At 68.1% G+C, this 24212-nt stretch carries 24 protein-coding genes; 16 read left to right on the top strand and 8 right to left on the bottom strand.

Annotated features, from left to right (window positions below; translation table 11 throughout):
• Positions 1–119: 119 nt before the first annotated feature.
• Genes EJO66_RS21470 through EJO66_RS21455 form a run of 4 tightly spaced genes read left to right on the top strand, consistent with a single transcriptional unit; the run spans position 120 to position 2434 of the window.
• Positions 120–689, top strand: coding sequence for a DUF1439 domain-containing protein (locus EJO66_RS21470; protein WP_223262149.1), 570 nt, complete (start codon positions 120–122; stop codon positions 687–689).
• Positions 686–1678 (top strand): glycerophosphodiester phosphodiesterase, encoded by a 993-nt coding sequence (locus EJO66_RS21465; RefSeq protein WP_124955885.1) that lies wholly within the window; start codon positions 686–688, stop codon positions 1676–1678. The genes EJO66_RS21470 and EJO66_RS21465 overlap by 4 nt, the downstream gene beginning before the upstream one ends.
• Positions 1675–1953 (top strand): hypothetical protein, encoded by a 279-nt coding sequence (locus tag EJO66_RS21460; RefSeq protein ID WP_124955887.1) that lies wholly within the window; start codon positions 1675–1677, stop codon positions 1951–1953. Before EJO66_RS21465 ends, EJO66_RS21460 begins: the two co-directional genes overlap by 4 nt.
• Before the next feature lie 13 nt (positions 1954–1966).
• Positions 1967–2434 (top strand): DUF411 domain-containing protein, encoded by a 468-nt coding sequence (locus EJO66_RS21455; protein ID WP_124955889.1) that lies wholly within the window; start codon positions 1967–1969, stop codon positions 2432–2434.
• Between the two features lie 18 nt (positions 2435–2452).
• Here the strand turns inward: EJO66_RS21455 and EJO66_RS21450 are convergent, their stop codons facing one another.
• Positions 2453–3751 (bottom strand): NAD(P)/FAD-dependent oxidoreductase, encoded by a 1299-nt coding sequence (locus EJO66_RS21450; protein ID WP_124955891.1) that lies wholly within the window; start codon positions 3749–3751, stop codon positions 2453–2455.
• Positions 3752–3791: 40 nt separating this feature from the next.
• Between EJO66_RS21450 and EJO66_RS21445 the strand changes: the two genes are divergently transcribed.
• Genes EJO66_RS21445 through EJO66_RS21425 form a run of 5 tightly spaced genes read left to right on the top strand, consistent with a single transcriptional unit; the run spans position 3792 to position 7942 of the window.
• Positions 3792–4841: a P1 family peptidase gene (locus EJO66_RS21445; RefSeq protein ID WP_124955893.1), complete on the top strand. Its 1050-nt coding sequence runs from the start codon at positions 3792–3794 to the stop codon at positions 4839–4841.
• A 7-nt stretch (positions 4842–4848) separates the two neighbouring features.
• Positions 4849–6243: a TAXI family TRAP transporter solute-binding subunit gene (locus tag EJO66_RS21440; RefSeq protein ID WP_125966042.1), complete on the top strand. Its 1395-nt coding sequence runs from the start codon at positions 4849–4851 to the stop codon at positions 6241–6243.
• A gap of 34 nt (positions 6244–6277) precedes the next feature.
• Positions 6278–6769, top strand: coding sequence for a MerR family transcriptional regulator (locus EJO66_RS21435; RefSeq protein WP_124955897.1), 492 nt, complete (start codon positions 6278–6280; stop codon positions 6767–6769).
• Positions 6687–7106, top strand: a complete 420-nt coding sequence (locus EJO66_RS21430) for a carboxymuconolactone decarboxylase family protein (protein ID WP_124955899.1) — start codon at positions 6687–6689, stop codon at positions 7104–7106. Before EJO66_RS21435 ends, EJO66_RS21430 begins: the two co-directional genes overlap by 83 nt.
• Positions 7103–7942: an NHL repeat-containing protein gene (locus EJO66_RS21425; protein ID WP_124955901.1), complete on the top strand. Its 840-nt coding sequence runs from the start codon at positions 7103–7105 to the stop codon at positions 7940–7942. The genes EJO66_RS21430 and EJO66_RS21425 overlap by 4 nt, the downstream gene beginning before the upstream one ends.
• An 87-nt stretch (positions 7943–8029) precedes the next feature.
• Here the strand turns inward: EJO66_RS21425 and ettA are convergent, their stop codons facing one another.
• Positions 8030–9691, bottom strand: coding sequence for an energy-dependent translational throttle protein EttA (gene ettA / locus EJO66_RS21420; protein ID WP_021008342.1), 1662 nt, complete (start codon positions 9689–9691; stop codon positions 8030–8032).
• A gap of 299 nt (positions 9692–9990) precedes the next feature.
• Here ettA and EJO66_RS21415 point away from each other — a divergent pair, with 299 nt between their 5' ends.
• Both EJO66_RS21415 and EJO66_RS21410 read left to right on the top strand, forming a co-directional pair.
• Positions 9991–11805 (top strand): DEAD/DEAH box helicase, encoded by a 1815-nt coding sequence (locus tag EJO66_RS21415; RefSeq protein ID WP_125966041.1) that lies wholly within the window; start codon positions 9991–9993, stop codon positions 11803–11805.
• Positions 11806–11934: 129 nt separating this feature from the next.
• Positions 11935–12975 carry an endonuclease/exonuclease/phosphatase family protein gene (locus tag EJO66_RS21410; protein ID WP_125966040.1) on the top strand — a complete coding sequence of 347 codons (1041 nt, stop codon included), beginning with the start codon at positions 11935–11937 and terminating at the stop codon, positions 12973–12975.
• A 10-nt stretch (positions 12976–12985) separates the two neighbouring features.
• On the opposite strand, the gene EJO66_RS21405 is transcribed toward EJO66_RS21410, so the two are convergent.
• The 5 genes from EJO66_RS21405 to EJO66_RS21385 form a co-directional block, all read right to left on the bottom strand.
• Positions 12986–14053, bottom strand: a complete 1068-nt coding sequence (locus EJO66_RS21405) for an ABC transporter ATP-binding protein (RefSeq protein WP_124955907.1) — start codon at positions 14051–14053, stop codon at positions 12986–12988.
• 19 nt (positions 14054–14072) lie between these two features.
• Complete coding sequence (locus tag EJO66_RS21400; RefSeq protein WP_124955909.1) at positions 14073–14924, bottom strand: carbohydrate ABC transporter permease; 852 nt, start codon at positions 14922–14924, stop codon at positions 14073–14075.
• Positions 14921–15796 (bottom strand): carbohydrate ABC transporter permease, encoded by an 876-nt coding sequence (locus tag EJO66_RS21395; protein ID WP_124955911.1) that lies wholly within the window; start codon positions 15794–15796, stop codon positions 14921–14923. Before EJO66_RS21395 ends, EJO66_RS21400 begins: the two co-directional genes overlap by 4 nt.
• Positions 15797–15832: 36 nt before the next feature.
• Complete coding sequence (locus EJO66_RS21390) at positions 15833–17218, bottom strand: ABC transporter substrate-binding protein (RefSeq protein WP_125966039.1); 1386 nt, start codon at positions 17216–17218, stop codon at positions 15833–15835.
• A 99-nt stretch (positions 17219–17317) separates the two neighbouring features.
• Entirely contained in the window at positions 17318–18061 is a 744-nt protein-coding gene (locus tag EJO66_RS21385) for a FadR/GntR family transcriptional regulator (RefSeq protein WP_124955915.1), read from the bottom strand.
• A gap of 151 nt (positions 18062–18212) precedes the next feature.
• On the opposite strand from EJO66_RS21385, the gene EJO66_RS21380 reads away from it, so the two are divergent.
• The 5 genes from EJO66_RS21380 (at position 18213) to EJO66_RS21360 (ending at position 22751) form a co-directional block, all read left to right on the top strand.
• Positions 18213–19949, top strand: coding sequence for an IlvD/Edd family dehydratase (locus EJO66_RS21380; RefSeq protein WP_125966038.1), 1737 nt, complete (start codon positions 18213–18215; stop codon positions 19947–19949).
• Between the two features lies 1 nt (position 19950).
• Entirely contained in the window at positions 19951–20859 is a 909-nt protein-coding gene (locus tag EJO66_RS21375) for a 2-dehydro-3-deoxygalactonokinase (protein ID WP_124955919.1), read from the top strand.
• Positions 20856–21497, top strand: coding sequence for a 2-dehydro-3-deoxy-6-phosphogalactonate aldolase (locus EJO66_RS21370; protein ID WP_125966037.1), 642 nt, complete (start codon positions 20856–20858; stop codon positions 21495–21497). The genes EJO66_RS21375 and EJO66_RS21370 overlap by 4 nt, the downstream gene beginning before the upstream one ends.
• 34 nt (positions 21498–21531) lie before the next feature.
• Positions 21532–22269, top strand: coding sequence for an aldolase (locus tag EJO66_RS21365; protein ID WP_124955923.1), 738 nt, complete (start codon positions 21532–21534; stop codon positions 22267–22269).
• A 158-nt stretch (positions 22270–22427) separates the two neighbouring features.
• Positions 22428–22751, top strand: a complete 324-nt coding sequence (locus tag EJO66_RS21360) for a hypothetical protein (protein WP_124955925.1) — start codon at positions 22428–22430, stop codon at positions 22749–22751.
• Between the two features lie 52 nt (positions 22752–22803).
• Here the strand turns inward: EJO66_RS21360 and EJO66_RS21355 are convergent, their stop codons facing one another.
• Positions 22804–24210: an MATE family efflux transporter gene (locus tag EJO66_RS21355; protein WP_125966036.1), complete on the bottom strand. Its 1407-nt coding sequence runs from the start codon at positions 24208–24210 to the stop codon at positions 22804–22806.
• Between the last annotated feature and the right edge of the window lie 2 nt (positions 24211–24212).

Raw genomic sequence — 24212 nt, 5'->3', positions numbered from 1 at the left:
CGGCGTAGGAGATTTTCCCATCCGCGTAGCAGCATGGGCCCGGCGAACGGACCGGAGTCCTGAACTCGCCGGAACCCCGCAGGCTGTGGCAAGCTCGGAGAAGTATGCAAATCCGCCCCTTGCCCTTCCCCTCCCGCCGCTGGATGCTGCTGCGCGCGCTGTGCGGTGCCGCCGCCGTGCAGGCGCCGCTTTCCGCGTTGGCCGGCTTCAACTTCTTCACCAGCGAATACACCGCCACGCGCGACGAACTGCAGGCGCAGATCGCCAAGCGCTTTCCGGTGGCCGAGCGCTATGCCGAGATCTTCACGGTCGGGCTGCGCGATCCGCAGCTGGGCCTGGACGCGCGCGGCAACCGCGCGGCCATCACGGCCACGCTGACCATTGCCAGCCCCCTGCTGGCCGCCTCGCCGGTGCAGGGCGTGGTCTCGGTCAGCAGCGCGCTGCGCTACGACGCCGCCGCGCGCGCGCTGCGCCTGGACCAGCCCAAGGCCGAGCGCCTCGAGCTGCAGGGCGTGCAGGGCCGCGATGCGGAACGCCTGCAGCAGGTGGGCGCGGTAGTGGCGCAGGAGCTGCTGCAGGGGCAGGTGCTGCGCAGCTTCACGGCCGAGGAGCTCACGGTGGGGCGCAAGACCTACGAGATCGGCGACATCACGGTGCAGGACGACGGCATCAAGGTGCAGCTGAAATGAAATACCCACTGCTTGCTGCCGCATTGCTCGTCGCGGGCTGCGCGGCCATTCTCCCCACGGCCAAGCAGCACTTCGACCTGCAGGCGCACCGAGGCGGACGCGGGCTCGCACCGGAGAACACGCTGGCGGCCTTCTCCAACGCCATCGATATGGGCGTGAACACGCTCGAACTCGACGTCGGGCTCACGGCCGACGGCGTGGTCGTGATCTCGCACGACACCGCACTCAATGCCGACCACACGCGCGACGCGAACGGTGCGTGGCTCGCATCGAAGACCGGCCCCACCGTCCGTTCTCTCAGCCTGGCGCAACTGCAGAGCTACGACGTCGGCCGCCTGAACCCCGCAAGCAACTACGGCAAGCAGTTCGCGCTGCAGCAGCCGCGCGACGGCGAGCGCATTCCGACCCTGGCCGCGCTGTTCGACCATGTGCGCGCACGCGGCGCCGCGGCCGCCACGGTGCGCTTCAACATCGAGACCAAGATCGACCCCGCCAAGCCCGACGAGACCGCCGCGCCCGAGCCGATGGTGCGCGCCCTGCTCGCCGAGATCGACAAGGCGCAGATGGGCGGCCGCGTGACCATCCAGAGCTTCGACTGGCGCACGCTCGCATTGGTCGGCCAGCTTGCGCCGCAATTGCCGCGCGCCTACCTGAGCTCGCCGCGCACGCTCAAGGACAGGCGCTGGACGGCCGGCCTCGATGCGGCCGACTTCGCTTCGACGCCGCAGCTGGTCAAGGCCGCCGCCGGCAAGCCCGGCGCGCCCGTGACCTGGTCACCGGCGTATGGCGATCTGACGTCCGCCGCCATCAAGGAAGCGCAAGGACTCGGCTTCAAGGTGCTGCCCTGGACCGTGAACCAGCGCGCCGACATGCTGCGGCTGATGGACTGGGGTGTGGACGGCCTCATCACCGACTACCCCGACGTGCTGCGCGACCTGATGCGCGAACGCGGCCTCTCGCTGCCGCCACCTGGAAAGGCTTCGTCGTGAGCACCGCCGCACGGCAACTCGACGCCATCGGCGGCGGCATCGCGGCGCTGCAAGGCGGCGGCGGATCGGTCGCCGCGCTCTCGAACGAGGCGCGCGCGAGCAGCGAACTGCTCGCGGCGCTGCCGCCGCGCTATGGCGAGGTGCTGCTGAACCTGCTCGACCGGCTCGAATCGAGCGCGCTGTTCAGCGAGGAGAGCTGTTCCTTCAGCCAGAAAGACCTGCTCGACAACCTGCAGGCGTGGGCCGACAAGGCCCGCGCGCAGCTGCCGCCCTGAGGAGAAACAAACCATGCAAAGACGCACCCTTCTTCTGCGCGCCGCCCCGTTGCTCGCGCTCGCATCCACGGCGGCATGGCCGCTGGCCGCATCGGCCGCGGCGCCGATGGTCGAGATCTGGAAAGACCCGAATTGCGGTTGCTGCCAGGACTGGGTCAGGCACCTCAACGCGAACGGCTTCGCCACCCGCGTGCACGACGACGGCAACAGCGCCGCGCGCAGCCGGCTCGGCATTCCCGCCAGGCTGGGTTCGTGCCACACCGGCCTGGTCGGCGGCTATGCGCTCGAAGGCCACGTGCCTGCGCGCGAAGTGCACAGGCTGCTGCGCGAAAAGCCCAAGGCCATCGGCCTCGCGGTGCCCGGCATGCCGGTGGGATCGCCGGGCATGGACGGCGCCGCCTACGGCGACCGGCGCGATCCCTACGACGTGCTGCTGGTGCTGGCTGGTGGCGGCAGCCGCATCTACCAGGGCTACCGCTGAGGAAGACCACGCCGTCCGTCAGCGGAAGCGGGCCGGATCGAAAGGAGCCAGCGCCGTTTCGGGCGCGGTACCCGCAAGCAACTGCGCCGCGAGCCTGCCGGTGCGCGCCGAGCCGCACAGGCCGACGTGCCCATGCCCGAAGGCCAGCACGATGTCCGCGCTGGCCGCGGACGCGCCGATGCAGGGCAGCCCGTCCGGCAGGCTGGGCCGGTGGCCGAGCCAGTGCTTCACGGCCACCGCCTCCGGTGCCTGGGTGGCAAGCGCCGGAAACATCGACAGCAGGTGCCGGTGCAGGATCTCCGCGCGCCGCCAGTCGGGCGCGGCATCGAGCCCGCCGATCTCGACCTGGCCGGCCGCGCGCAGGCCGCCATCCATCCAGTGCGCGATGAGCTTGCCGTCGGCCACCATCGTCGGCGTGCGCGGCCCCACCGAAGCGCCTTCGACGACCACGTGGTAGCCGCGTTCGGATTCAAGCGGCACCGGCGATCCGGCGGCCGCGGCCAGCGGGCCCGAACGCGCCCCTGCGCAGATGGCGGCGGCGTCGCAGGCGATCTCGCCCGCATCGGTGCGCACCGCGCGCAGCCGCCCGCCCTCGATGCGAAAGCCGGTGGCGCGTGCCGCCACGCGCTGCGCGCCGGCCTCCTGCGCATGCCGCGCCAGTGCCGCCACATAGGCCCCGGGATTGCGGCAGTGCCCGGCCTCGGGCACGAAGATGCCGAGCGTGTAGCGTGCGTCGAGGTCGGGTTCGCGCCGGCGCAATTCAGCCGCCGGCCATTCCTCCCATTGCACACCGGTGCGCCGGCGCACGCGCCAGCCGAGCGCGTCGCCCTCGAATTCCTCGCGCGACCGGTAGGCATGCAGCAGGCCGCGCCGCTCGATGAGCTGCGGCACGCCGGCCTCGGCGGCGAGCCCGGCATGCAGCGCCGGTGCATCGGCCAGCAGCGTGCGCAGTGCGTCGGCGGTGCGCTGCACGCGCGCCTCGGTCCAGCCCGAGGCCAGGTAGCGCAGCAGCCAGGGCAAGGCCCGTGGCAGATGGCGCCAGCGCAGCGCGAGCGGCCCCAGCGGATCGGCCAGCCAGCCCGGCACCTTGCGCCAGGCCCCGGGCAGCGCGGGCGGCACCACGGAATGCGACGAGAGCCAACCCGCATTGCCGTAGCTCGTGGCCTGCGGGCCGCCCGGTTCGCCGGGCTCCACCACCGTCACGCGCAGGCCGGCGCGCAAGGCCTCGATGGCGGTCGCACTGCCCACGGCGCCCGCGCCGATCACGACCACATGGCGTCCCGCGCCCCTGCCGGAGAAACTTCTTGCAACTGTCATGGGGGCCTATCGTAGAGGGGCGGTCCCATAATCGGCCGCCATGCCTGCTTCGTCACCCGCTTCCTCTTCTCCTGCTTCGTCTTCCGGCGCCATCACCGATGTGGCCGGCATCGAAGTCGGCCATTTTTCCGACGCGCGCCGGCCCACCGGCTGCACCGTGATCCTCGCCCGCGAAGGGGCGGTGGCCGGCGTCGACGTGCGCGGCGCCGCGCCGGGCACGCGCGAAACCGACCTGCTCTCGCCCGGCAACCTGGTGCAGCAGGTGCATGGCGTGATGCTGGCGGGCGGCAGCGCCTGGGGCCTGGCCGCGGCCGAAGGCGCGATGCGCTGGCTCGAGGAGCGCAGCATCGGCATGGACGTGCGCTTCGGCACCCTGCCTATCGTGCCGGCCGCCGTGCTGTTCGACCTGCCCATGGGCGACGCGCGCATCCGCCCCGACGCCGCCGCCGGCTATGCGGCCTGCGAGGCGGCCACCCGCGGTGCACCCGAAGAAGGCAACGTGGGCGCCGGCAGCGGCGCGCTCGTGGGCAAGCTCTTCGGCGTGCACCGCGCGATGAAGGGCGGCATCGGCACCGCCTCGGTCACCGTGGGCGGCGTGACGGTGGGCGCGCTCATCGCGGTCAACGCGCTGGGCGACGTGATCGACCCGGACACCGCGCAGCCCGTGGCCGGCGCGCGCACCGAGGACGGCCGCGCGCTGCTCGACACCCGCCGCGCACTGCTGCGCGGCGAGCTGCCCAAGCCCCTGCTCGCGGGCACCAACACCACGCTCGGCGTGATCGCGACCGACGCGGTGCTGACGAAGGTGCAGGCCAACCGCCTCGCCAGCGTGGCGCACGATGGCCTGGCGCGCGCCATCAACCCGGTGCACACGATGAGCGACGGCGACACCCTGTTCGCGCTGGCCACCGGCCGCGTCCCGCTCGAAGGCCCCGGTGCCGAATCCAGCCCCGGCATGACCGTGCTCGGCACCATGGCGGCCGAAGCGGTGGCGCGGGCCACCTTGCGCGCGGTGCTGGCGGCGCGTTCCGTCACCGTTGGCGAGCTGCACGTGCCGTGCGCGGCCGACCTCGCCGCAACGAAAGGTTGAGTTCCCCATGGCCATGCCCAAGACACTGAAGCTGATCCTGCTGTCGATCCGCGACCTGATCGCCTCGGCCGGTCCCGTCGTGTTCCTCGTGATCGGCCTGTTGATTGCCGCCTACTGGTGGCTGCAGCCGCAGCCGCCCAAGCACGTGACGCTGGCGACCGGCCCGACCGGCAGCGCCTATTCGCAGTTCGGCAAGCGCTATGCCGAGCTGCTCAAGGGCAGCGGCATCGAGGTGGAGCTCAAGGCCACCACGGGATCATCCGAAAACCTCGAACTGCTGCGCAGCGGCGCCGCCGACGTGGGCTTCGTGCGCGGCGGCAGCGCCGATCCGGTGGCCGACGAGGAAGCCGGCCTCACCTCCCTCGGCAGCCTGTTCTTCGAGCCGATCTGGCTCTTCTACCGCGCCGACAGCGCACAGAAGATCGACCGCAAGACGGCCACGCTGACCTCGCTCGCCCAGTTGCGCGGCCTGCGCGTGAACGTCGACCTGGCGGGCAGCGGCCTGCCCGAGATCATGGAAAGGCTCTTCAAGGCCAACCACCTCGAGCCCGATGCGCTGCAGCTGTCCAACCTCGAGCAGGCGGCCGCGGCCGAAGCGCTCCAGGCCGGCCTGCTCGATGCCATCGTGCTGGCCTCGGCGCCGCAGTCGCCGCAGGTGCAGCGGCTGCTGCGCGCGCCCGACATCAAGCTCATGGACTTCGGCCAGGCCGATGCGTACACCCGGCGCTTTCCGTTTCTTTCGGCGGTCACGCTGCCGCGCGGCGTGGTCGACCTGTCGAAAGACCTGCCACCTGCCGACGTCTCGCTGCTCGCGGCCACCACCTCGCTGCTTTCGCGCGACGAGACCCACTCCGCTCTGCGCCAGCTCTTCGCGCAGGCCGCGCAAGGCGTGCACAGCGACGCCGGCTGGTTCAACCGCGCGCGCGACTTTCCCAACACGCGCACCAGCGAACTGCCCGTGAGCCCCGAGGGCGACCGCGCCATCAACGGCACGCCGCCATTCTGGCAACGCTACCTGCCGTTCTGGGCCAGCAACCTGATCGAGCGCATGTGGCTGGTGCTCGGCGGCCTCCTGGTGCTGATGCTGCCGCTGAGCCGCGTGGTGCCGCCGCTGTACCAATTCCGCGTGCGGCGCCGCGTGTTCCGCTGGTATGCGCGGCTGCGCGACATCGAGGCCAAGGTCGATTCCCGCCAGGGCGGGCGCGACGAATTGCTCGACGAACTCGAGGAGCTCGACCGCGTGGTCAACAAGGTGGCCGTTCCGCTGTCGTACGCCGACGAGCTCTACGCGCTGCGCAACAACATCCACACGGTGCAAAGGCGCGTGCAGATGCGCTGGCCGCAGCCCGGCGATTTCGCGCCCCGGACGCCGCCGCCCGCGGAAGCCGCAGAAAGCGCTTGACTTCGAGCGCGCTCCAACTTCGAGAATTCCCGCCATGGAAGCCAGCTTGACCATTGCGGAAGTCGCGCAGCGCACCGGCCTCACGGCCCACACGCTGCGCTACTACGAGCGCATCGGACTGATCGCCGCGGTGCCCCGTGCACCGGGCGGCCAGCGCCGCTATGCGGGCGCCGACCTGGACTGGCTGGCCTTCCTGTTGCGCCTGCGCGAGACCGGCATGCCCATCCAGGGCATGCAGGCCTTCGCCAGGCTTCGAAGCCAGGGGGACGCCAGTGTCGGAGCGCGGCGCGAGATGCTCGAACAGCATCTTGCCGAGGTCCAGGGCAAGGTGGCGGCGCTGCAGCAATCGATGCAGGCGCTGTCGCTGAAGATCGAGCACTACCGAGCCATCGACAGGAAGCGTCCCTCGTCACCGGGCACAGCCCCCGAAGGAAAGACGAGCGATGACCAACGCACAAGCAAGCCACAACGGCAACAACCTGCGCTACGAGCGCGGGCTCGCCAAACTCCAGCAGATCGACGGTGAAGGCGGCGTCAAGGTCGTCGAAAGCCTGGCCGGCATCGCACCCGACTTCGCGCGCCTCCTGATCGAGTTTCCGTTCGGCGACATCTACTCGCGCCCCGGCCTCGACCTGCGTTCGCGCGAGATCGCGGTGGTGGCCGCCCTCACGGCCATGGGCAATGCCGCGCCGCAGCTCAAGGTGCACATCCAGGGCGCGCTCAACGTCGGCGTCACGCGCACCGAGATCGTCGAGGTCATCATGCAGATGGCCGTATACGCGGGCTTTCCCGCGGCGCTCAACGGACTGGCGGCAGCGCGCGAGGTGTTTGCCGTGGATGCCCCGGTTGGAGAGCCCGCATGAAGCACCGCAGTTTTCGCATCCGCCTGCCGCTGCTCGGCCTTGCGCTGCTTGCGAGCGCGACCCATGTGCCCGCCTCGGCGCGAACGCCCGCCCCGCCGGCCTGGATGCTGGAGAAACGCCCCGTGCATGACGAGCTCTCCTCGCCGGTCGGCATGGCCTACGACGCCGCGGGCCATCTCTATGTCGCCAACTGGTCGGCCGGAACCGTGCTGCGCTTTGCGCCTGACGGTGCCCGCTCGGTGTTCGCATCGGGCTTGAGCGGCCCCAGCGGGCTGGCAATCGGCCCTTCCGGCGACATCTTCGTCGCGTCCTACAGCCAGGACCTGGTGTGGCGCTTCACGCCCGGCGGCAGGCAGAGCGTGTTCGTGCGCGGCCTGGCAACGCCGGCGGGCCTGAGCTTCGACCGCAAGGGCCGGTTGCTGATCGCCAACCGCCGAACCGACGAGATCCTCGCGGCGCACCCCGACGGCAGGATCGAAGTCGCTGCAAAGGGACTGCAAACGCCGGTCGGCGCGGTCGAACTGCCCGGCGGCGAGCTGATGGTCAGCAACATCGCAGGCGGCATCTCGCTGGTCGCGCAGGACGGACGCGCGCGAAGCATCCACGACGGGTTGCGCAGCCCAGGTCCCGGCATCGTCGCGGACCGGGAGGGCGCTGCCGCCTATGTGGTCGACTACGGCGGCACGACGGTCAGCCGCATCGACCGCGAAGGAGGCCGCGTCGTGGTGGCGGACGGCCTGTCCAGCCCGGTCGGACTCGCCCGCACACCCGACGGGAACCTGCTGGTCGCCACATGGGGAGCGAATGCGGCCTTTCGGCTGGTGCGGCCGCGTTGAAACGCCGGCTTGTCCGCCCCATGAAAAAAGCGCGCCGCCCTCCCAGGGTCGGCGCGCCGTTCGCGCTCCGGAAAAACCGGTCGAGGCTTACTTGAGGGCCTTGTAGCGCATGCGCTTGGGCTTGGCACCCTCTTCGCCCAGGCGCTTCTTCTTGTCGGCCTCGTACTCCTGGTAGTTGCCGTCGAAGAAGGTCCACTGGCTGTCGCCTTCGGCGGCCAGGATGTGCGTGGCGATGCGGTCGAGGAACCAGCGGTCGTGGCTGATGACCATCACGGTGCCGGCGAATTCGAGCAGCGCATCTTCGAGCGCGCGCAGCGTTTCGACGTCGAGGTCGTTCGACGGTTCGTCCAGCAGCAGCACGTTGCCGCCCGCGATCAGCGTCTTGGCCAGGTGCAGCCGGCCGCGCTCGCCGCCCGACAGCGTGCCGACCTTCTTCTGCTGGTCCGCGCCGTTGAAGTTGAAGCGGCCCGCGTAGGCGCGGCTCGCCATCTGGAACTTGCCGACGTTGATGATGTCCAGGCCGTTCGAGATGTCTTCCCACACGGTCTTGTTGTTGGCGAGCTCGTCGCGGTGCTGGTCCACGAAGGCCATCTTGACCGTCGAGCCGATGATGACTTCGCCGCTGTCCGGCTGCTCCTTGCCCGCGAGCAGCTTGAAGAGCGTCGACTTGCCGGCACCGTTCGGGCCGATGATGCCGACGATCGCGCCCGGCGGCACGGTGAAGCTCAGGTTGTCGATCAGCATGCGGTCGCCGAAGGACTTGCTGACGCCGTGGAACTCGAACACTTGCTGGCCCAGCCGCTCAGCCACCGGAATGAAGATCTCCTGCGTCTCGTTGCGCTTCTGGTATTCCATGTCGCTCAGCTCCTCGAAGCGGGCGAGGCGCGATTTGCTCTTGGCCTGGCGTGCCTTCGGGTTCTGGCGCGACCACTCCAGTTCCTTCTTCAGCGCCTTGGCGTGGGCTTCTTCGCTCTTCTGCTCCTGCGCCAGGCGTTCGCCCTTCTGCTCGAGCCAGGTGCTGTAGTTGCCCTTCCAGGGAATGCCGCGGCCGCGGTCCATTTCCAGGATCCACTCGGCCGCGTTGTCCAGGAAGTAGCGATCGTGGGTGATGGCCACCACGGTGCCCGTGAAGCGCTGCAGGAACACTTCGAGCCACTCCACCGATTCGGCGTCCAGGTGGTTGGTCGGCTCATCGAGCAGCAGCATGTCGGGCTTGGACAGCAGGAGGCGGCACAGCGCCACGCGCCGCTTTTCGCCGCCCGACAGCAGGCCGATCTTTGCGTCCCACGGCGGCAGGCGCAGTGCGTCGGCGGCGATCTCGAGCTGGTGCTCGGAATCGGTGCCGGCAGTGGCGATGATGGCTTCGAGCTGGGCCTGCTCGGCCGCCAGCGCGTCGAAGTCGGCGTCTTCGGCACCATAGGCGATGTACACCTCTTCGAGGCGCGCCTTGGCCGCAAACACCGCGCCCATGGACTCCTCGACCGATTCGCGCACCGTGTGCTCGGGGTTGAGCTTGGGTTCCTGCTCCAGGTAGCCGATCGTCATCCCCGGCATGGGCAGCGCCTCGCCCTCGAACTCCTTGTCCACACCCGCCATGATCTTGAGCAGCGTGGACTTGCCCGAGCCGTTCAGGCCGAGCACGCCGATCTTGGCGCCGGGGAAGAAAGAGAGCGAAATGTCTTTCAAGAGCTGCCGCTTGGGCGGCACGGTCTTGCTGACGCGGTTCATCGAATAGACGTATTGAGCCATCTGTAGATAGTTACCTTGGGTAGCGGAAATTGGGAAAAAGTGCGGGCGCCCGAAGAAGCTTTCGAACGCGGCAAACCATGGATTATCGACTCATGCGACAATAGCCACCGTTGCCGGGTCCAGTTGCCCGCAACACCGGCTCTCTGCCGGGGACGAAGAAAGCGCCTTTCAACCCTCTTGCGAGGGCGGACTTTCCGGCTCCCACCCCTGACCTTCATCAGCCTTGACTGGCTCGGCGTCACCAAAAGACGCCAAGCGGGCCGATGCCACTGCGCCGTGTATGGCGCTTATTGTTTCCAATGAATTTTGACGAACTGAAGCTGGCTCCCGCCATCTTGAAGGCTGTGCACGAGCACGGTTACGACACCCCCACCCCCATCCAGGCGCAAGCCATTCCCGCGGTCCTCGAAGGCCACGACCTCCTGGGCGGCGCCCAGACCGGCACCGGCAAGACCGCTGCCTTCACGCTGCCCATGCTGCACAAGCTCAGCGTTGGCACGAGCGCCACCAACAAGTTCGGCGGCATCGGCATCCGTGCGCTGGTGCTCACGCCCACGCGCGAACTCGCGGCCCAGGTCGAGGAGTCGGTGCGCACCTACGGCAAGTACCTGGAGCTCGACTCCACCGTGATCTTCGGCGGCGTGGGCATGAACCCGCAGATCAGCAAGCTCAAGAAGGGCGTCGACATCCTCGTGGCCACCCCCGGCCGCCTGCTCGACCTGCAGCAGCAGGGCATGCTCGACCTGAGCCAGGTCCAGATGCTGATCCTCGACGAAGCCGACCGCATGCTCGACATGGGCTTCATCCACGACGTGAAGAAGATCCTCGCCCTGGTGCCCAGGGAAAAGCAGAGCCTGCTGTTCTCGGCCACCTTCAGCGACGAGATCCGCGACCTGGCCGCCACGCTGCTCAAGAACCCGCAAAGCATCCAGGTCACGCCGCGCAACACCACGGTGCAGCGCATCACCCAGGTGATCCACCCGGTGGGCCGCGGCAAGAAGAAGGCGCTGCTCGCGCACATCATCAACGAGAACAAGTGGAGCCAGGTGCTCGTGTTCACGCGCACCAAGTTCGGCGCCAACAGCGTGGCCGAGTTCCTCACCAAGAACGGCATCGAGGCGATGGCGCTGCACGGCAACAAGAGCCAGAGCGCGCGCACGCAGGCGCTGGCCGGCTTCAAGAGCGGCGACATCCGCGCGCTGGTGGCCACCGACATCGCGGCCCGCGGCATCGACATCGACGAGCTGCCGCACGTCGTGAACTACGAGATCCCGAACGTCAGCGAAGACTACGTGCACCGCATCGGCCGCACCGGCCGCGCCGGCTCGAGCGGCGAGGCCGTGAGCTTTGTCTGCATGGACGAAGAAGGCTTCATGCAGGAAATCGAACGCTTCACCAAGCAGACGATTCCGGTGCAGTTCGTCGAAGGCTTCGGCCCCGAGGAAGGCGAACGCGCCGAGCCGATCGCCATGGGTCGCCAGACGATCTGGGGCGGCGCCGGCCGTCCGCCGAGCCGCGACGTGATGCAGGCCGCCGCCAAGGCTGCCCGCACCGAGATGCTGCAGCGCATCCGCGAGAACAAGGCCGGCCAGGGCGGCGGCGAACGCGCCGGCGGTGGTGGTGGCGGCAACGGCGGCGGTCAACGCCGCGGAGGCGGCCAGGGCGGCGGCGGCCAAGGCCGCAATGCCAATGGCGGCGGCCAGGGACAAGGCCAAGGCCCGCGCGGCCAGGGCGCCCGCCCGGCACAAGGCCGTGGACCGCAAGGCCCGGCACGCGCGCCGCACCATGCGCCGCAGAACCATCTGCCGCATGACGAGCGCCAACCGCGCCATCACGGCAACAGCCACAGCCCGACGCAGGCCAACCAGGTCGCGCACCTGCGCGCCGAAGCGGTTGCCGGCGGCGACGGCCAGCCGGATCCGCTGCGCACGAGCGTCGACCACATGGGTGGCGGCCGCGGGCGCGGTCGTCCGGGCGGCGGCGGTGGCGGCTACGGCGGCAATCGCTCGGGCGGCGGCGGCCGTTCGGGTGGTGGCGGCGGCTACGGCGGCGGTGGCGGTGGCGGTGGCGGTGGCAACCGCTCCGGCGGCGGCGGCCGTTCGTTCGGCCGCTGACCGGCTGCAGCGGGTAGAAGGAACATCTACCCCGCAAGAAAGACAAAGGGCACTTCGGTGCCCTTTGTCTTTTGCATCGCCTGCACGGCATCTCCCGTTCGTCACCCGCTGCAGACACAATCGCGTGCCATGCAAGACATCCCGCCCAACTACGCCACGCTCTTCGTCGCCACCTGCAACCTGCTGAATCTCGCGAACCCGCACCGGGTGTATTACGAGAACCAGGACGCCTACGACGAGCGCGAATACGAACGCAAGATCGCCTGGACCGGCGAGCGCTTCCACGCGCTCAATGCCGACGTGCTCGCGGTGCAGGAGGTCTGGGACGAGAGCGCGCTGAAGGCTGCCATTGCGCGCAGCGGCCTGCGCTACGACTTCGTCTCGGTCCCCGGCGCGGAGAACACGCCGCCGCCCGCGAGCCCGCCGGGCACGCCTGCACGGCCGGGCGCGCAGGGCACGCCGCGTGTCGGCATTGCCACGCGGCTGCAGGTGGACGAGGTTCGCTCCTTCGTCGATTTTCCACCCGGCTTCGGGGCCGAGGTCCCGGGCCTGGGCCCGCACACGCGCTTCGAGCGCCCGCCCCTTCTGGCCACGCTGCGCATGAAGCACGGGCAGCAGGTGCACGTGCTGACGGTGCACCTCAAGTCCAAACGGCCGAAGTTCCTGCAGGACGCGCAGGGCAATGCCCTGGAAGACCGGGAGGACCGCAAGGTCGGCGTCATGGCTTCGCTGCGCTCGCTCGTCATGCGCGGCGTCGAGGCGGCGGCCCTGCGCTGCATCGTGATCGACCTGCTGCAGGACACGAACACGCCACTGGTGGTGATGGGCGACTTCAACGACGACCCGCACAGCGTCACCACGCAGCTGGTGGCCGCCACCTCCGAGGTGGCCTACGACAAGGCCGCACGCGACGTGGCGCTGTTCAACGCCTACGAGATGCAGGGCGAATCGGCGCTCAAGAAGGACGTGGCCTATTCGCACATCCACCAGGGCTTTCCGGCCGTGCTCGACCAGATCTTCGTGAGCGAGGAGTTCGTTGCGACGAGCCGGCGCAGCCTGGGCGACGTGCGCCGGGTCGACTACTTCAACGACCACCTGCACGAAGGCCGGGACCGCTCGCGCTCGGACCACGGCTTCGTGCGCGCGCTGCTGCGGCTGCGCACCGACTGAGCCGAAAAGCTCAGGGCATGCGCCGGCCGCTCTGGCGATCGAACAGGTGCACGCGGTCGGCATCGATCGCCAGGCCCACGGTCTGGTCGGGCTGTGCGTCGACGCGGCCATGCACCGCGAGCACCAGCTTCGCTTTGCCGACCTGCACCAGCAGTTCGGTCTCGGCGCCGGTGGGCTCGACCACGATCACCTGGGCATCGACGCCGCTGCCGCCGCCCAGCGTGATGTCGCCGGGGCGGATGCCGTAGTGCACTGGCTGGCCGTCGGGCGCCGAGGTGCCCGGCGGCACAGGCCAGCGCGCGCCATGTGCCTCGACGTGGCATTCGCCGCCCGAGCGCCGCACCGTGCCCTCGATCACGTTCATCGACGGCGAGCCGATGAACTGCGCGACGAACAGGTTGTCGGGACGGTCGTACAGGTCGAGCGGCGTGCCGATCTGCTCGACGATGCCGTCGTGCATCACCACGATGCGGTCGGCCATGGTCATGGCCTCGATCTGGTCGTGCGTCACGTAGACGGTGGTGGTCTTCAGGCGCTGGTGCAGCGCCTTGATCTCGGCACGCATCGCCACGCGCAGCTTGGCGTCCAGGTTGGAGAGCGGCTCGTCGAACAGGAACACCTTCGGGTCGCGCACGATGGCGCGCCCCATGGCCACGCGCTGGCGCTGGCCGCCCGACAGCTCGCGCGGATAGCGCCCGAGCAGTGCATCGAGGTTGAGGATCTTCGCGGCGCGCGCCACCCGCTCGTCGGTCACCGACTTCTCGGCATTTCGCAGCCGCAGGCTGAAGCCCATGTTCTCGCCGACCGTCATGTGCGGATAGAGCGCGTAGCTCTGGAACACCATGGCGATGTCGCGGTCCTTCGACTCGAGGTCGTTGACCACGCGGCTGTCGATCATGATCTCGCCGCCGCTGATGTCCTCCAGGCCCGCAAGCATGCGCAGCAAGGTCGACTTGCCGCAGCCCGAGGGCCCGACCAGCACCACGAACTCGCCGTCGGTGATGTCGAAGCTCAAGCCCTGGATGATCTGGACCTTGCCGAAGGATTTCTGGATATTGCGAAAGGATACGGATGCCATTTTTATTCCCAGGGTTCGCTCAGCTCTTGACGGCACCAGCGGTGAGTCCGCCCACCATGTAGCGCTTGAAGGCGTAGTAGATCGCCGCGGGCGGCAATGCATAGATGAGGCCGGTGGCCATCAGCAGCTCCCACGGCGAATCGTCGGCCGAAAGGAAGTTGCCGAGCGCCACCGCCAAGGTCACGCTCCTGTCGTTCGACAGCAGCAGGAATGCGTAGAGGTATTCGTTCCATGCCAGCAGCAGCGAATAGGTGCCCACCGCCACCAGCGACGGCACCATCAGCGGCAGGTACACCAGGCGGAACAGTTGCAGCGGCGAGGCGCCGTCCATGCGCGCGGCCTCGTCGAGCTCGTAGGGCAGCTTGTCGGAGGCCTGCTTGAGCACCCAGATGCAGTACGGCGAGGCGATGGTCACCATGGCAAGGATCAGCGCCCACTGGCTGTTGAGCAGGCCGTAGTTGCCCATGGTCTTGTACATGGGCACGGCAAGAAAGGCCGCGGGAATGAAGTAGGTGAAGAGCGCCATGTTCATCACCGTGCGCCCGCCGCGCACGCGCAGCCGGCTGATCGCGAATGCGGCCGTGGTCGCGACGAACAGCGTGAGCGCCCCGACCGTCAGCGCGATCAGCAGCGAGTTCCCCAGCTGCAGCCAGAAGTGGTCGAGGTAGAAGTGCTTCTGCTGGAACACGATGCGGAAGTTGTCCAGCGTCGGGTTCTTGGGCCACAGGAGGCCCGAGGTCGCGGAGTCCTTCGACGAGATCGCGAACAGCACCATGTGATAGACCGGAATCAGCGTCCAGAGCAGCACCGGAATGCCGATCAGCAGCAGCTTGGCCTCGGTCGCCATGGCCTTGGGGGTCCAGCGCGTCATTTCGAGAGCCTTTTCATCATGAAGTAGACGAGTGGCAGGATGAGAGGGAGCGCCACCACGATCGATGCCATCGACAGGTCGACCTGGTCCAGCCGCAGATAGCGGATGCCCAAGGTTGCGAGCACGTGCGTCAGGTCGGCAGGTCCGCCGCCGGTCAGCAGGTAGACGCTGTTGAAGTCGCCCAGCGTCCAGATCATCGAAAGAATGAGGGACGTGACGTAGAGCGTCTTCAGCGCGGGCCAGCTCACGAAGCGGAACTTCTGCCACGACGAGGCGCCATCGACCGAAGCGGCTTCATACTGCTCGGTAGGAATGGCCAGCCGCCCCGCCACCAGGATCAGCGTCCAGAACGGCAGCGACTTCCATATGTGCACCACCATCGCCAGGGCCAGTGCCAGCGAAGGATCGTTGAGCCAGTTGGGGCCATCCGCGCCGGTGAGGCGGAAGATGGTGCTGTTGATCACGCCCCACTCGGGGTTGAGCATGAAGCGGATCGACAGGATGGTGGGAATCGAGGGCATCGCCCATGGCAGGATGAAGATCGCCGAGACGATCTTGATCCACCAGCGCGATGTCACGAAGAAGCCCGAGAGCACCAGGGCCACGAGCATCTTGATGTTGATCGCCACGACCAGGAAGATGGCCGTGTTGATCACCGAGCGGAAGAAGATCGGGTCTTCGACCAGCTTGACGTAGCTTTGCGGATGGCGCGCGAGCCATAGCCCGTACCCCACCGGATAGAGCACGAACACCACGAACACCAGCAGGTAGGGCACGACCATGACCGCGCCCCAGAACTGCCAGCGCGCGTGCCGCGCCCCGAGATTGACAACAGGCGCCGGGGATGGCGCGGCGGTGGCAGTGGAGCTCATGCGAGTCGGCCCGGTGAAGGTGTTTCCGGATGCGGCTTACTGCGCCGCGACAGTCTTGATGCGCGCGATCATCTCGTCGACCGCCTTGTCCACCGGCACCTTGTCGGTGACGACGCGGCTCATGGCCTTGGCCCAGACGTTCTCGTTGTTGAGCACGGTGAACTTGTAGTTCTTGGTGAACTCGAAGGTCACTGTGCCGGCAGCGTACTGGTTGAAGACCGAGAGGCGGTGCGGATCGGCCTTCCAGAAGTCACGCTGCTGCGCGGCCTTGGTCACCGGGAACCAGCGGCCCAGCGAACCCTCGACGTACGGCGTGAGGTTTTCTTCCTGCAGCAGGAAGGCGACGAACTCCTTGGCACGGGCCTTGTTCTTGGCGTCCTTGAACACCACGCCGGTCTTCACCGCGGTGCGGTAGACCATCTTGCTGCCGTCAGGCTTGCTCGGGAAACCCGCCGTGCGGATGCGTTCGGTGTAGTTCTTGCGGGCTTCCTCGCGCTGCTCGGGCGTGAGCGAGGCGTTGTTCGAATCGTCGAGCCACTTGGCGGCGATCGAGATGGTCGCATTGTGCGTCATCAGCGTCGTCTTGTTGTGGAACGCGACGTTGTTGTCCGGGTCCTTCCAGCTCGTCGACGAGGGCGGCGTGCAGCCCTTGGTGTAGGGCGTGGTGTAGTCGGTCAGCGCGCCGATCAGGCCGGTGCGGACCTTCGGGTCGTCGACCAGCAGCTTGCCGTTGTCGTCCACCAGCTTGACGTTGTGCGCGTCCATGAAGGTCAGGAACGAATAGAACGAGTCGCTCGAATCCACGCCCATGGGCATGCCGATGCCGAAGGTGCGCTTGCCGCTCTTCTGGCGGCTGGCGGTTTGCGCCTTCTCGCACCAGAAGGTCCAGTAGTCCTTCCAGGTGGTGGGAATGTCGCTTTCCTTGAGCCCGGCCTCGGTGAGCATGTCGAGCCAGTACTCCACGTGCATCGTCTGCTGCTTGATCGGGAAGGCGTAGTAGGCCTTGGCCTTGCTTTGCTCGTTGTAGAGGTACGTGGTCTCCAGCGTGTTCGGCGCGAAGCGGTCCTTCATGGGCGTGAGCACGCTGCTGAGGTCTTCGAGCTTGCCGTCGTAGGCCCACTTGCCCGTGACCTGGAAGTCGTACACGTCGGCGTAGGCCACGTCGGGCGGACTGCCGGAGTCGAGCGCGGACACGGTCTTGGGAATCATGTCCTGGATCGGGTACTGCGACAGCTCGATCTTCACGTTCTTGTTCTTGTCCTCGAACTTCTTGATGGCGGCGAACAACGCATCGTCCTCGGCCTTGTAGAAGCCCTTCACCCACCAGACGGTGAGCTTTTCCTGCGCGGCAGCGGGACCTGCCGCCGCCAACAACCCCAGCGCGAACAACGTCGGCGCTATCAGCGACTTGACGACTTTCATGGTGTCTCCTTCTTTTTCGGTGGAAATGCTCGAACACGAGCGTGGGTGAAAAATCTGCTGCAACCTGCGCCGGCTGGCGCCTGGACCCGGGCTGCCCGGCTAGTTCGCCTTCAGCCGCGGCGGTGGACGGCTGAGCCGCGGCAGCCGGCGGCGCGAGCCGAGCACGTCTTCGATGTCCTGCCGCGCGCCATCGATGAGGCGGATGACCGCCTGCTCGGCCTTGGCCGGATCGTGCGCAATCACCGCGTCGAGCACCGCGCGATGCAGCGGCAGCGAAAGCGCGGGACCGTCGGGCTTGCTGGTCGAGATTTCGAAACTGGTGCGAAGCAATGCGTTGAGCGCCTTGCTCATCTGCGCGAGCATGCGGTTGCGCGCTGCGCTCAGGAGGCCGGTATGAAAGCGCAGGTCGAAGGTGACGTAGTCGCCGCCGTTCTCCACGGCTTCCTTCATGCCGGCATAGGCGCGCTCTATTTCTTCGATGTCCTGCGGGCTGGCCCGTTCGGCCGCGAGCCGCACGGCCGCGGGCTCGACCACGCGCCGCAGGTCCTGCAGGTCGCGCAGGAACTCGGGCGTGAGCCCGGCACGCGACTGCCAGGTGATGACATCGGGATCGAACCAGTTCCACTTGTCCTGCGGCAGCACCCGCGTGCCCACCTTGGGGCCCGTCACGATCAGGCCCTTGGCCGCCAGCGACTTGATGGCCTCCCGCACCACGGTACGGCTCACGCCGAGCTCCTCGCCCAGAATGGGTTCGGCCGGGATCGACGCACCGATCGCATAGCGGCCGGCCACGACAGCTTCGCCGAGCAGCTCGAGCGTGCGACCGTGGATGTTCTTGATCATGTGCGTGATGTGAAATTTGATATGCCGACACTCGAAAACACTAAGGGTCCGGCAAGTTCTTCACACTTATCATATGATGATTGAAATGATCGATCGGCAGGACAAACCCTGAGGTTTGGGGCCGTAAGCGGTCGTAAACGGAGACAACCCGATGAGCACTTCCCCCAAGAAAAAACCCGAAGACCTGCGCAGCCAGCAATGGTTCGGCCGCAATGACCGCGATGGCTTCATCTACCGAAGCTGGGTCAAGGGCAAGGGTGTGCCGCACGACCAGTTCGACGGGCGTCCCGTCATCGGCATCTGCAACACCTTCAGCGAGCTCACGCCCTGCAATTCGCATTTCCGCACGCTCGCCGAGCAGGTGAAGATCGGCGTCTACGAGGCGGGCGGCTTTCCGCTGGAGTTCCCGGTGATGTCGCTCGGCGAAACGCTGCTGCGCCCCACCGCCATGCTGTACCGCAACCTCGCGAGCATGGACGTGGAAGAAAGCATCCGCGGCAATCCGCTCGACGGCGTGGTGCTGCTCATGGGCTGCGACAAGACCACGCCCGCGCTCATGATGGGTGCGGCCAGCGTCGACCTGCCGACCATCGGCGTCTCCGGCGGCCCGATGCTCTCGGGCAAATGGCGCGGCCAGGAACTGGGCTCGGGCACCGGCGTGTGGCAGATGAGCGAGCAGGTGCGCGCCGGCACGCTCAAGCTGCAGGAATTTTTCGAGGCCGAGAGCTGCATGCACCGCAGCCACGGCCACTGCATGACCATGGGCACCGCGAGCACCATGGCCTGCATGGTCGAGTCGCTGGGCATCGGCCTGCCCGGCAACGCCGCCTACCCGGCGGTGGATGGCCGGCGCAACGTGCTGGCGCGCATGGCCGGCCGGCGCATCGTCGACATGGTCCATGAAGACCTCCACATGTCGAAGATCCTCACGCGCCAGGCCATCGAGAACGCCATCAAGGTCAACGCCGCCATCGGCGGCTCCACCAACCTCGTCATTCACCTGCTGGCCATCGCGGGGCGCATCGGCGTGGATCTCTCGCTGGACGACTTCGACCGGCTGGCCTCCGACCTGCCCTGCCTGGTCGACCTGCAGCCTTCGGGCCGCTTCCTGATGGAAGACTTCTGCTACGCGGGCGGGCTGCCGGTGGTCATCAAGGAGATCGCGCAGTACCTGCACAAGGACGTGATCACGGCCAACGGCCAGACGCTGTGGGACAACGTGAAGGACGTCGAGAACTACAACCCGCAGGTGATCCGCCCGCTGGCCGAGCCCTTCAAGGACAAGGCCGGCATCTGCGTGCTGCGCGGCAATCTCGCGCCCAACGGCGCCATCATCAAGCCCAGCGCCGCCACACCCGAGCTGCTGGTGCACAAGGGTCGCGCGGTGGTGTTCGAAAGCGCCGACGACCTGCACAAGCGCATCGACGACGAGAACCTCGACATCGACGAGCACTGCGTCATGGTGCTGAAGAACTGCGGCCCGCGCGGCTATCCGGGCATGGCCGAGTCGGGCAACATGCCGTTGCCGCCGAAGGTGCTGCGCAAGGGCATCACCGACATGGTCCGCATCAGCGACGCGCGCATGAGCGGCACGGCCTACGGCACGGTGGTGCTGCACACGGCGCCCGAAGCGGCCGCGGGCGGACCGCTCGCGCTGGTGCAGGACGGCGACATCGTCGAGCTCGACGTGCCCAACCGCAAGCTGCACCTGCATGTGAGCGACGAAGAGCTCGCAAGGCGGCTCGAGAAGTGGGTCGCACCCAAGGCGCCGCTCGATTCGGGCTACTGGAAGCTGTACGTCGACACGGTGCTGCAAGCCGACCAGGGCGCCGACCTGGCCTTCCTGCGTGGTCGCCGCGGGGCCTTCGTGCCGCGCGACAATCACTGACATGACAAGACTGGTCGCCATCGATTGGGGCACGAGCTCGCTGCGCGGCGCACTGCTCGATGCCGGCGGCAAGGTGCTCGAAGAGCGCAGCGATGCGCGTGGCATCCTCAAGGTGCCGCAAGGCGGGTTCCCCGCGGTTTTTGAAGCCTTGTTCGGCGACTGGATGCGCCTCGACGGCGCACGCTGCCTGATCTCCGGCATGGCCGGCAGCAAGCAGGGCTGGGTCGAGGCGCCGTACTGCGCCTGCCCCGCCGGCCGCGTCGAAGCGGGCCGCAGCATCATCGACATCGACGTGCGGCCAGGCTCGCGCATCTCCATCGTGCCGGGCCTTCGCGACGAGCATGACGGCGTTCCCGATGTCATGCGCGGCGAAGAGGTGCAGATCTTCGGCGCCATGGCACTGATGGACGTCGACGAGGGCGTCTTCGTGCTGCCGGGCACGCACAACAAGTGGGTCACGGTCAAGAAGGGCCGCGTCACGGGCTTTCGGACCTTCATGACCGGCGAGTTCTATGCGCTGCTGAGCCGGCATTCGATCCTCGCGCGCACGCTCGATGCCGATGCGCCGCTCGACGAAGCCGCTTTCGTGCAGGGCGTCACGCGTGCCGACAACGGCCAGGGCCTGCTGCACAACGCGTTCGGTGCGCGCACGCTGGCGCTGTTCGAACGCATGCCCACGCAGGAACTCGCCAGCTATCTCTCGGGCCTCCTGATTGGCGAGGAGTTGCGCACGCAGTCGCTGCATGCCTTCGGCGAGGTGGTGCTGATCGGCTCCCCCGCACTGACACAGCGCTACACGCTCGCGCTGAGCGCCACCGGTATCGCCACCCGCACGCTCGGCGCCGAAGCCACCTGGGCCGGGCTGCATGCGCTGTCCGGCTTTCTCGAAGCAGACAGAAATCCGCCATGACCACGCCCCAAGAAAAATTCGAAGCCGCGATGCGCGAGCTGCCGCTGGTCGCCATCCTGCGCGGACTCACGCCTGCCGAGGCCGCCGACGTGGGCGATGCCATCGTCGAATCGGGCTTCCGGCTGCTCGAGGTGCCGCTCAATTCGCCCAAGCCATACGCCAGCATCACGCTGATGCGCACGCGCTTTCCGCAGGCCCTGGTGGGCGCCGGCACGGTGCTCGACGTGCAGCAGGTGCGCTATGTGCATTCGGCCGGCGGCGAGCTGGTCGTTTCGCCCAACTGCAATGCCGAGGTGATCGCCGAAGCCGTGCGGCTCGGCATGGTCTGCCTGCCCGGCGTGATGACGCCGACCGAAGCCTTCGGCGCGCTGGCCGCGGGCGCGACCGGGCTCAAGCTGTTTCCGGCCGAGCTCGCATCGCCCGCGGTGGTGAAGGCCCTGCTCGCGGTGCTGCCCCAAGGCACGCCGCTGATGCCCGTGGGCGGCATCACGCCCGCCAACATGGCCGAATGGCGCGCGGCCGGCGCAGCCGGCTTTGGCATCGGCTCCGCGCTCTACAAGCCGGGCAAGCAGGCTTTTGCCGTGCGTGCCGATGCGCAGAGATTCGTCGCGGCCTTCACGGGCGCGGCCGCCATCTGAAAATCTTCTTTCCAACGTCCACAAGGGAGCGTCGATGCCCGCCGATTCAGATTACGCCAGCCCCGCCGTGCGCAAGCTGCGCGAAGACCTTGCGCTCGCGCTGCGCGCAGCCGCCCACCACGGCTTGTCCGAAGGGGTCTGCAACCATTTCAGCGTGCTGCTGCCGGGCGCGCAGGACCGCTACCTGATCAATCCGCGCGGCCTGCACTGGAGCGAGATCGGTGCCGACGACATCGTGCTGATCGACGTGCACGGCGAAGTGCTGGCCGGGCGCCACAGGGTGGAGCCGACCGCCCTCTTCATCCATGGCGCAGTGCACCGCATCACGGGCCACGCGGTCGTGCTGCATTGCCACATGCCCTACGCCACCGCGCTCACGCTCACGGCCGAGCGCGCGCTCGATCCCACGCTGAGCCAGAACGCGATGCGCTACATGAACCGCATCGCCATCGACGCTGTCTACAACGGCCTCGCGCTCGACGATGCCGAGGGCGAGCGCATCGCGCGCGCCATGGCGGGCAAGGACATTGCCTTTCTTGCGAACCACGGCGTGATCGTGGCGGGCGCCTGCATTGCGCATGCCTACGACGATCTCTACTACCTGGAGCGCGCGAGCCTGCACCAGGTGATTGCACAATCGACCGGGCGCCCGCTGGTCCCGGTGGACGCCAAGATGGCCGCGCATGTGGCAGCGCAGATCCAGGGCGAACGCGAGCAGTCGGATCTGTTCTTCGAGGCGCTGCGGCGGATGCTGCCTGCGCCACGCGGCTGACGTCCGTTCGGCCGATTCCGGATCGCGAAAGGGCCGCGCAGAATCGCGCAATGGCCGCGCAGCGGCTTACAGCTCTTCATCCGATTTCGCTCCAGCCTTACAAAGCGTTCACATGGGGCTACGACGATAGGGCTTCCAACCACTCCATTGGAGTTGCCATGAAAAAGCTCACATTCGCCATCGGCGCCGCGGCCCTGCTGTCGCTGGCTGCACTCACCGCCCCGGCACAGGCACAGACCGGCGGCCGCTTCATCCAGGCCCAGGTCTACGTGGTGCCCGCACCGCCTCCGCCGCGCCACCACTATTACGCGCCGCCGCCCCCGCGGCATCACTACTACGGCCCCGGCTACTACCACGGACGCGACCGCTACGAGCGCCGGCATCGCCACTGGGAAGAGCGCCGCTACGGCCGCAGGGACTACGACGGCGACGGCGTGCCCAACCGCTACGACCGCCGGCCCGAGAACCCCTACCGCTACTGATCGGGCGTCCCGGCCTGTGCAGCGACCGCCGCCGCACAGGCGGGCGCATGGCTCACGCCTGCGCCACGCGCCGCAGCAGGCCGCGGGTCGTGCGCGGCCAGCCCACGCGACCGAACCAGGCGCCGCCTGCAATCGCCGAGGCGATGACGATGCCGTACACCACCAGCGCCACGCCCTGCGCCGCAAACACGCCGGCCAGCCCACCGCCCCAGCGCAAGGCCAGCCAGCCGCCCACGCCGGCCACGGCGAGCCGCGCGATGTTGCCGAGCACCGGCCACAGCAGGCGCCCTGCGCCCTGCGAGGCGAAGTACAGCACCAGGCCCACGCCGAAAAAGCCATAGAGCGGCCCCACCACGTGCAGGTACTGCGTCCCGGCCTCGAGCATGGCCGGGTCGCTGCCGAACAGCAGCAGCCACGGCCGCGGGAACAGCGCCGCGGCGAGCCCGACGGCTTCGGTGAGCACAAAGGCCAGCGCCGCGCCGGCCCAGGTCGCACGCAGCGCGCGTTCGCGCTGGCCCGCACCCATGCAGGTGCCCACCATCGCGATCAGCGGCGCGCCGAGCCCGAACACGAGCGGAACGAGCAGGTATTCGAGCCGCGCGGCGGTGCCGTAGCCCGCGATCGCGCCGGCGCCGAAGTGACCCGAGAGCGCGGTGGCAATGCCGATGCTGAGGTTGGTCGCGACGGTCGACACTGCGCCCACCACACCGACGCGCAGGATGTCGCGGAACAGCGGCCAGCGCAGCTGCAGCGTCGCGAGCACGGGCCGCAGCAGGCTGCGCGGCGAGCGCAGGTACAGCCACAGCGCCAGCGTGCCGGCGGCGTAGTAGACCAGCAGCGCGAGCGCACCGCCCGCGATGCCCATGCCGGGGATCGGGCCCCAGCCGAAGATCAAGAGCGGCGACAGCGGCACCAGCATCAGCACGCCGATCACGGTGACGTTGGCCGGCACCGCCATGTTGCCGGTGCCGCGGATCACCGCGGCGAGCGAGTTGAAGAGCCAGACCAGCACGGCGCCCGCGAACACCCAGTTCGAATACACCATGGCCGCATCGAGCGCCGCGCCCGTGCCGCCCATCAGCGTGTAGAGCCAGCGCCCGCCGAACCACAGGGCAAGCGTGAAGACCACTCCGAAGCCGAGCGCGATGACGATGGCATGCCACACCAGCGCGTCCGCGTCGGCACGGCGGCGCGCGCCCAGCGCCCGTGCGATGGCCGAGGCGATGCCGCCGCCCATGGCGCCGGCCGAGGTCATCTGCATCAGCATGACGATCGGAAACACCAGTGCCATGCCGGCCAGCGCATCGGTGCCCAGCTTGCCGACGAAGTAGGTCTCGATCAGGCCCGCGGCGGCCTGGGCCACCATCACCAGCACGTTGGGAACGGCCAGGCGCAGCAGCGTCGGCACGATCGGTGCCTCGAGCAGCATGCGCGTGCGCGGATCGAGTCCCCCGCTCATTG

The organism is Variovorax beijingensis, from assembly GCF_003951285.1.
GTDB classification, from domain to species: Bacteria; Pseudomonadota; Gammaproteobacteria; order Burkholderiales; family Burkholderiaceae_C; genus Variovorax; species Variovorax beijingensis.
The sequence above is the reverse complement of the archived record's forward strand: the minus strand, read 5'-3'. Positions and strand labels throughout refer to the sequence as shown.

What these genes read in the sequence shown, in the direction of transcription:
- EJO66_RS21465 (WP_124955885.1), top strand. Translation starts at nt 686, where the DNA reads ATGAAATACCCACTGCTTGCTGCCGCATTGCTCGTCGCGGGCTGCGCG.
- EJO66_RS21455 (WP_124955889.1), top strand. Translation starts at nt 1,967, where the DNA reads ATGCAAAGACGCACCCTTCTTCTGCGCGCCGCCCCGTTGCTCGCGCTC.
- EJO66_RS21450 (WP_124955891.1), bottom strand. Translation starts at nt 3,751, where the DNA reads ATGACAGTTGCAAGAAGTTTCTCCGGCAGGGGCGCGGGACGCCATGTG.
- EJO66_RS21445 (WP_124955893.1), top strand. Translation starts at nt 3,792, where the DNA reads ATGCCTGCTTCGTCACCCGCTTCCTCTTCTCCTGCTTCGTCTTCCGGC.
- EJO66_RS21440 (WP_125966042.1), top strand. Translation starts at nt 4,849, where the DNA reads ATGGCCATGCCCAAGACACTGAAGCTGATCCTGCTGTCGATCCGCGAC.
- EJO66_RS21435 (WP_124955897.1), top strand. Translation starts at nt 6,278, where the DNA reads ATGGAAGCCAGCTTGACCATTGCGGAAGTCGCGCAGCGCACCGGCCTC.
- EJO66_RS21430 (WP_124955899.1), top strand. Translation starts at nt 6,687, where the DNA reads ATGACCAACGCACAAGCAAGCCACAACGGCAACAACCTGCGCTACGAG.
- EJO66_RS21425 (WP_124955901.1), top strand. Translation starts at nt 7,103, where the DNA reads ATGAAGCACCGCAGTTTTCGCATCCGCCTGCCGCTGCTCGGCCTTGCG.
- ettA (WP_021008342.1), bottom strand. Translation starts at nt 9,691, where the DNA reads ATGGCTCAATACGTCTATTCGATGAACCGCGTCAGCAAGACCGTGCCG.
- EJO66_RS21415 (WP_125966041.1), top strand. Translation starts at nt 9,991, where the DNA reads ATGAATTTTGACGAACTGAAGCTGGCTCCCGCCATCTTGAAGGCTGTG.
- EJO66_RS21410 (WP_125966040.1), top strand. Translation starts at nt 11,935, where the DNA reads ATGCAAGACATCCCGCCCAACTACGCCACGCTCTTCGTCGCCACCTGC.
- EJO66_RS21405 (WP_124955907.1), bottom strand. Translation starts at nt 14,053, where the DNA reads ATGGCATCCGTATCCTTTCGCAATATCCAGAAATCCTTCGGCAAGGTC.
- EJO66_RS21400 (WP_124955909.1), bottom strand. Translation starts at nt 14,924, where the DNA reads ATGACGCGCTGGACCCCCAAGGCCATGGCGACCGAGGCCAAGCTGCTG.
- EJO66_RS21395 (WP_124955911.1), bottom strand. Translation starts at nt 15,796, where the DNA reads ATGAGCTCCACTGCCACCGCCGCGCCATCCCCGGCGCCTGTTGTCAAT.
- EJO66_RS21390 (WP_125966039.1), bottom strand. Translation starts at nt 17,218, where the DNA reads ATGAAAGTCGTCAAGTCGCTGATAGCGCCGACGTTGTTCGCGCTGGGG.
- EJO66_RS21385 (WP_124955915.1), bottom strand. Translation starts at nt 18,061, where the DNA reads ATGATCAAGAACATCCACGGTCGCACGCTCGAGCTGCTCGGCGAAGCT.
- EJO66_RS21380 (WP_125966038.1), top strand. Translation starts at nt 18,213, where the DNA reads ATGAGCACTTCCCCCAAGAAAAAACCCGAAGACCTGCGCAGCCAGCAA.
- EJO66_RS21375 (WP_124955919.1), top strand. Translation starts at nt 19,951, where the DNA reads ATGACAAGACTGGTCGCCATCGATTGGGGCACGAGCTCGCTGCGCGGC.
- EJO66_RS21370 (WP_125966037.1), top strand. Translation starts at nt 20,856, where the DNA reads ATGACCACGCCCCAAGAAAAATTCGAAGCCGCGATGCGCGAGCTGCCG.
- EJO66_RS21365 (WP_124955923.1), top strand. Translation starts at nt 21,532, where the DNA reads ATGCCCGCCGATTCAGATTACGCCAGCCCCGCCGTGCGCAAGCTGCGC.
- EJO66_RS21360 (WP_124955925.1), top strand. Translation starts at nt 22,428, where the DNA reads ATGAAAAAGCTCACATTCGCCATCGGCGCCGCGGCCCTGCTGTCGCTG.
- EJO66_RS21355 (WP_125966036.1), bottom strand. Translation starts at nt 24,210, where the DNA reads ATGAGCGGGGGACTCGATCCGCGCACGCGCATGCTGCTCGAGGCACCG.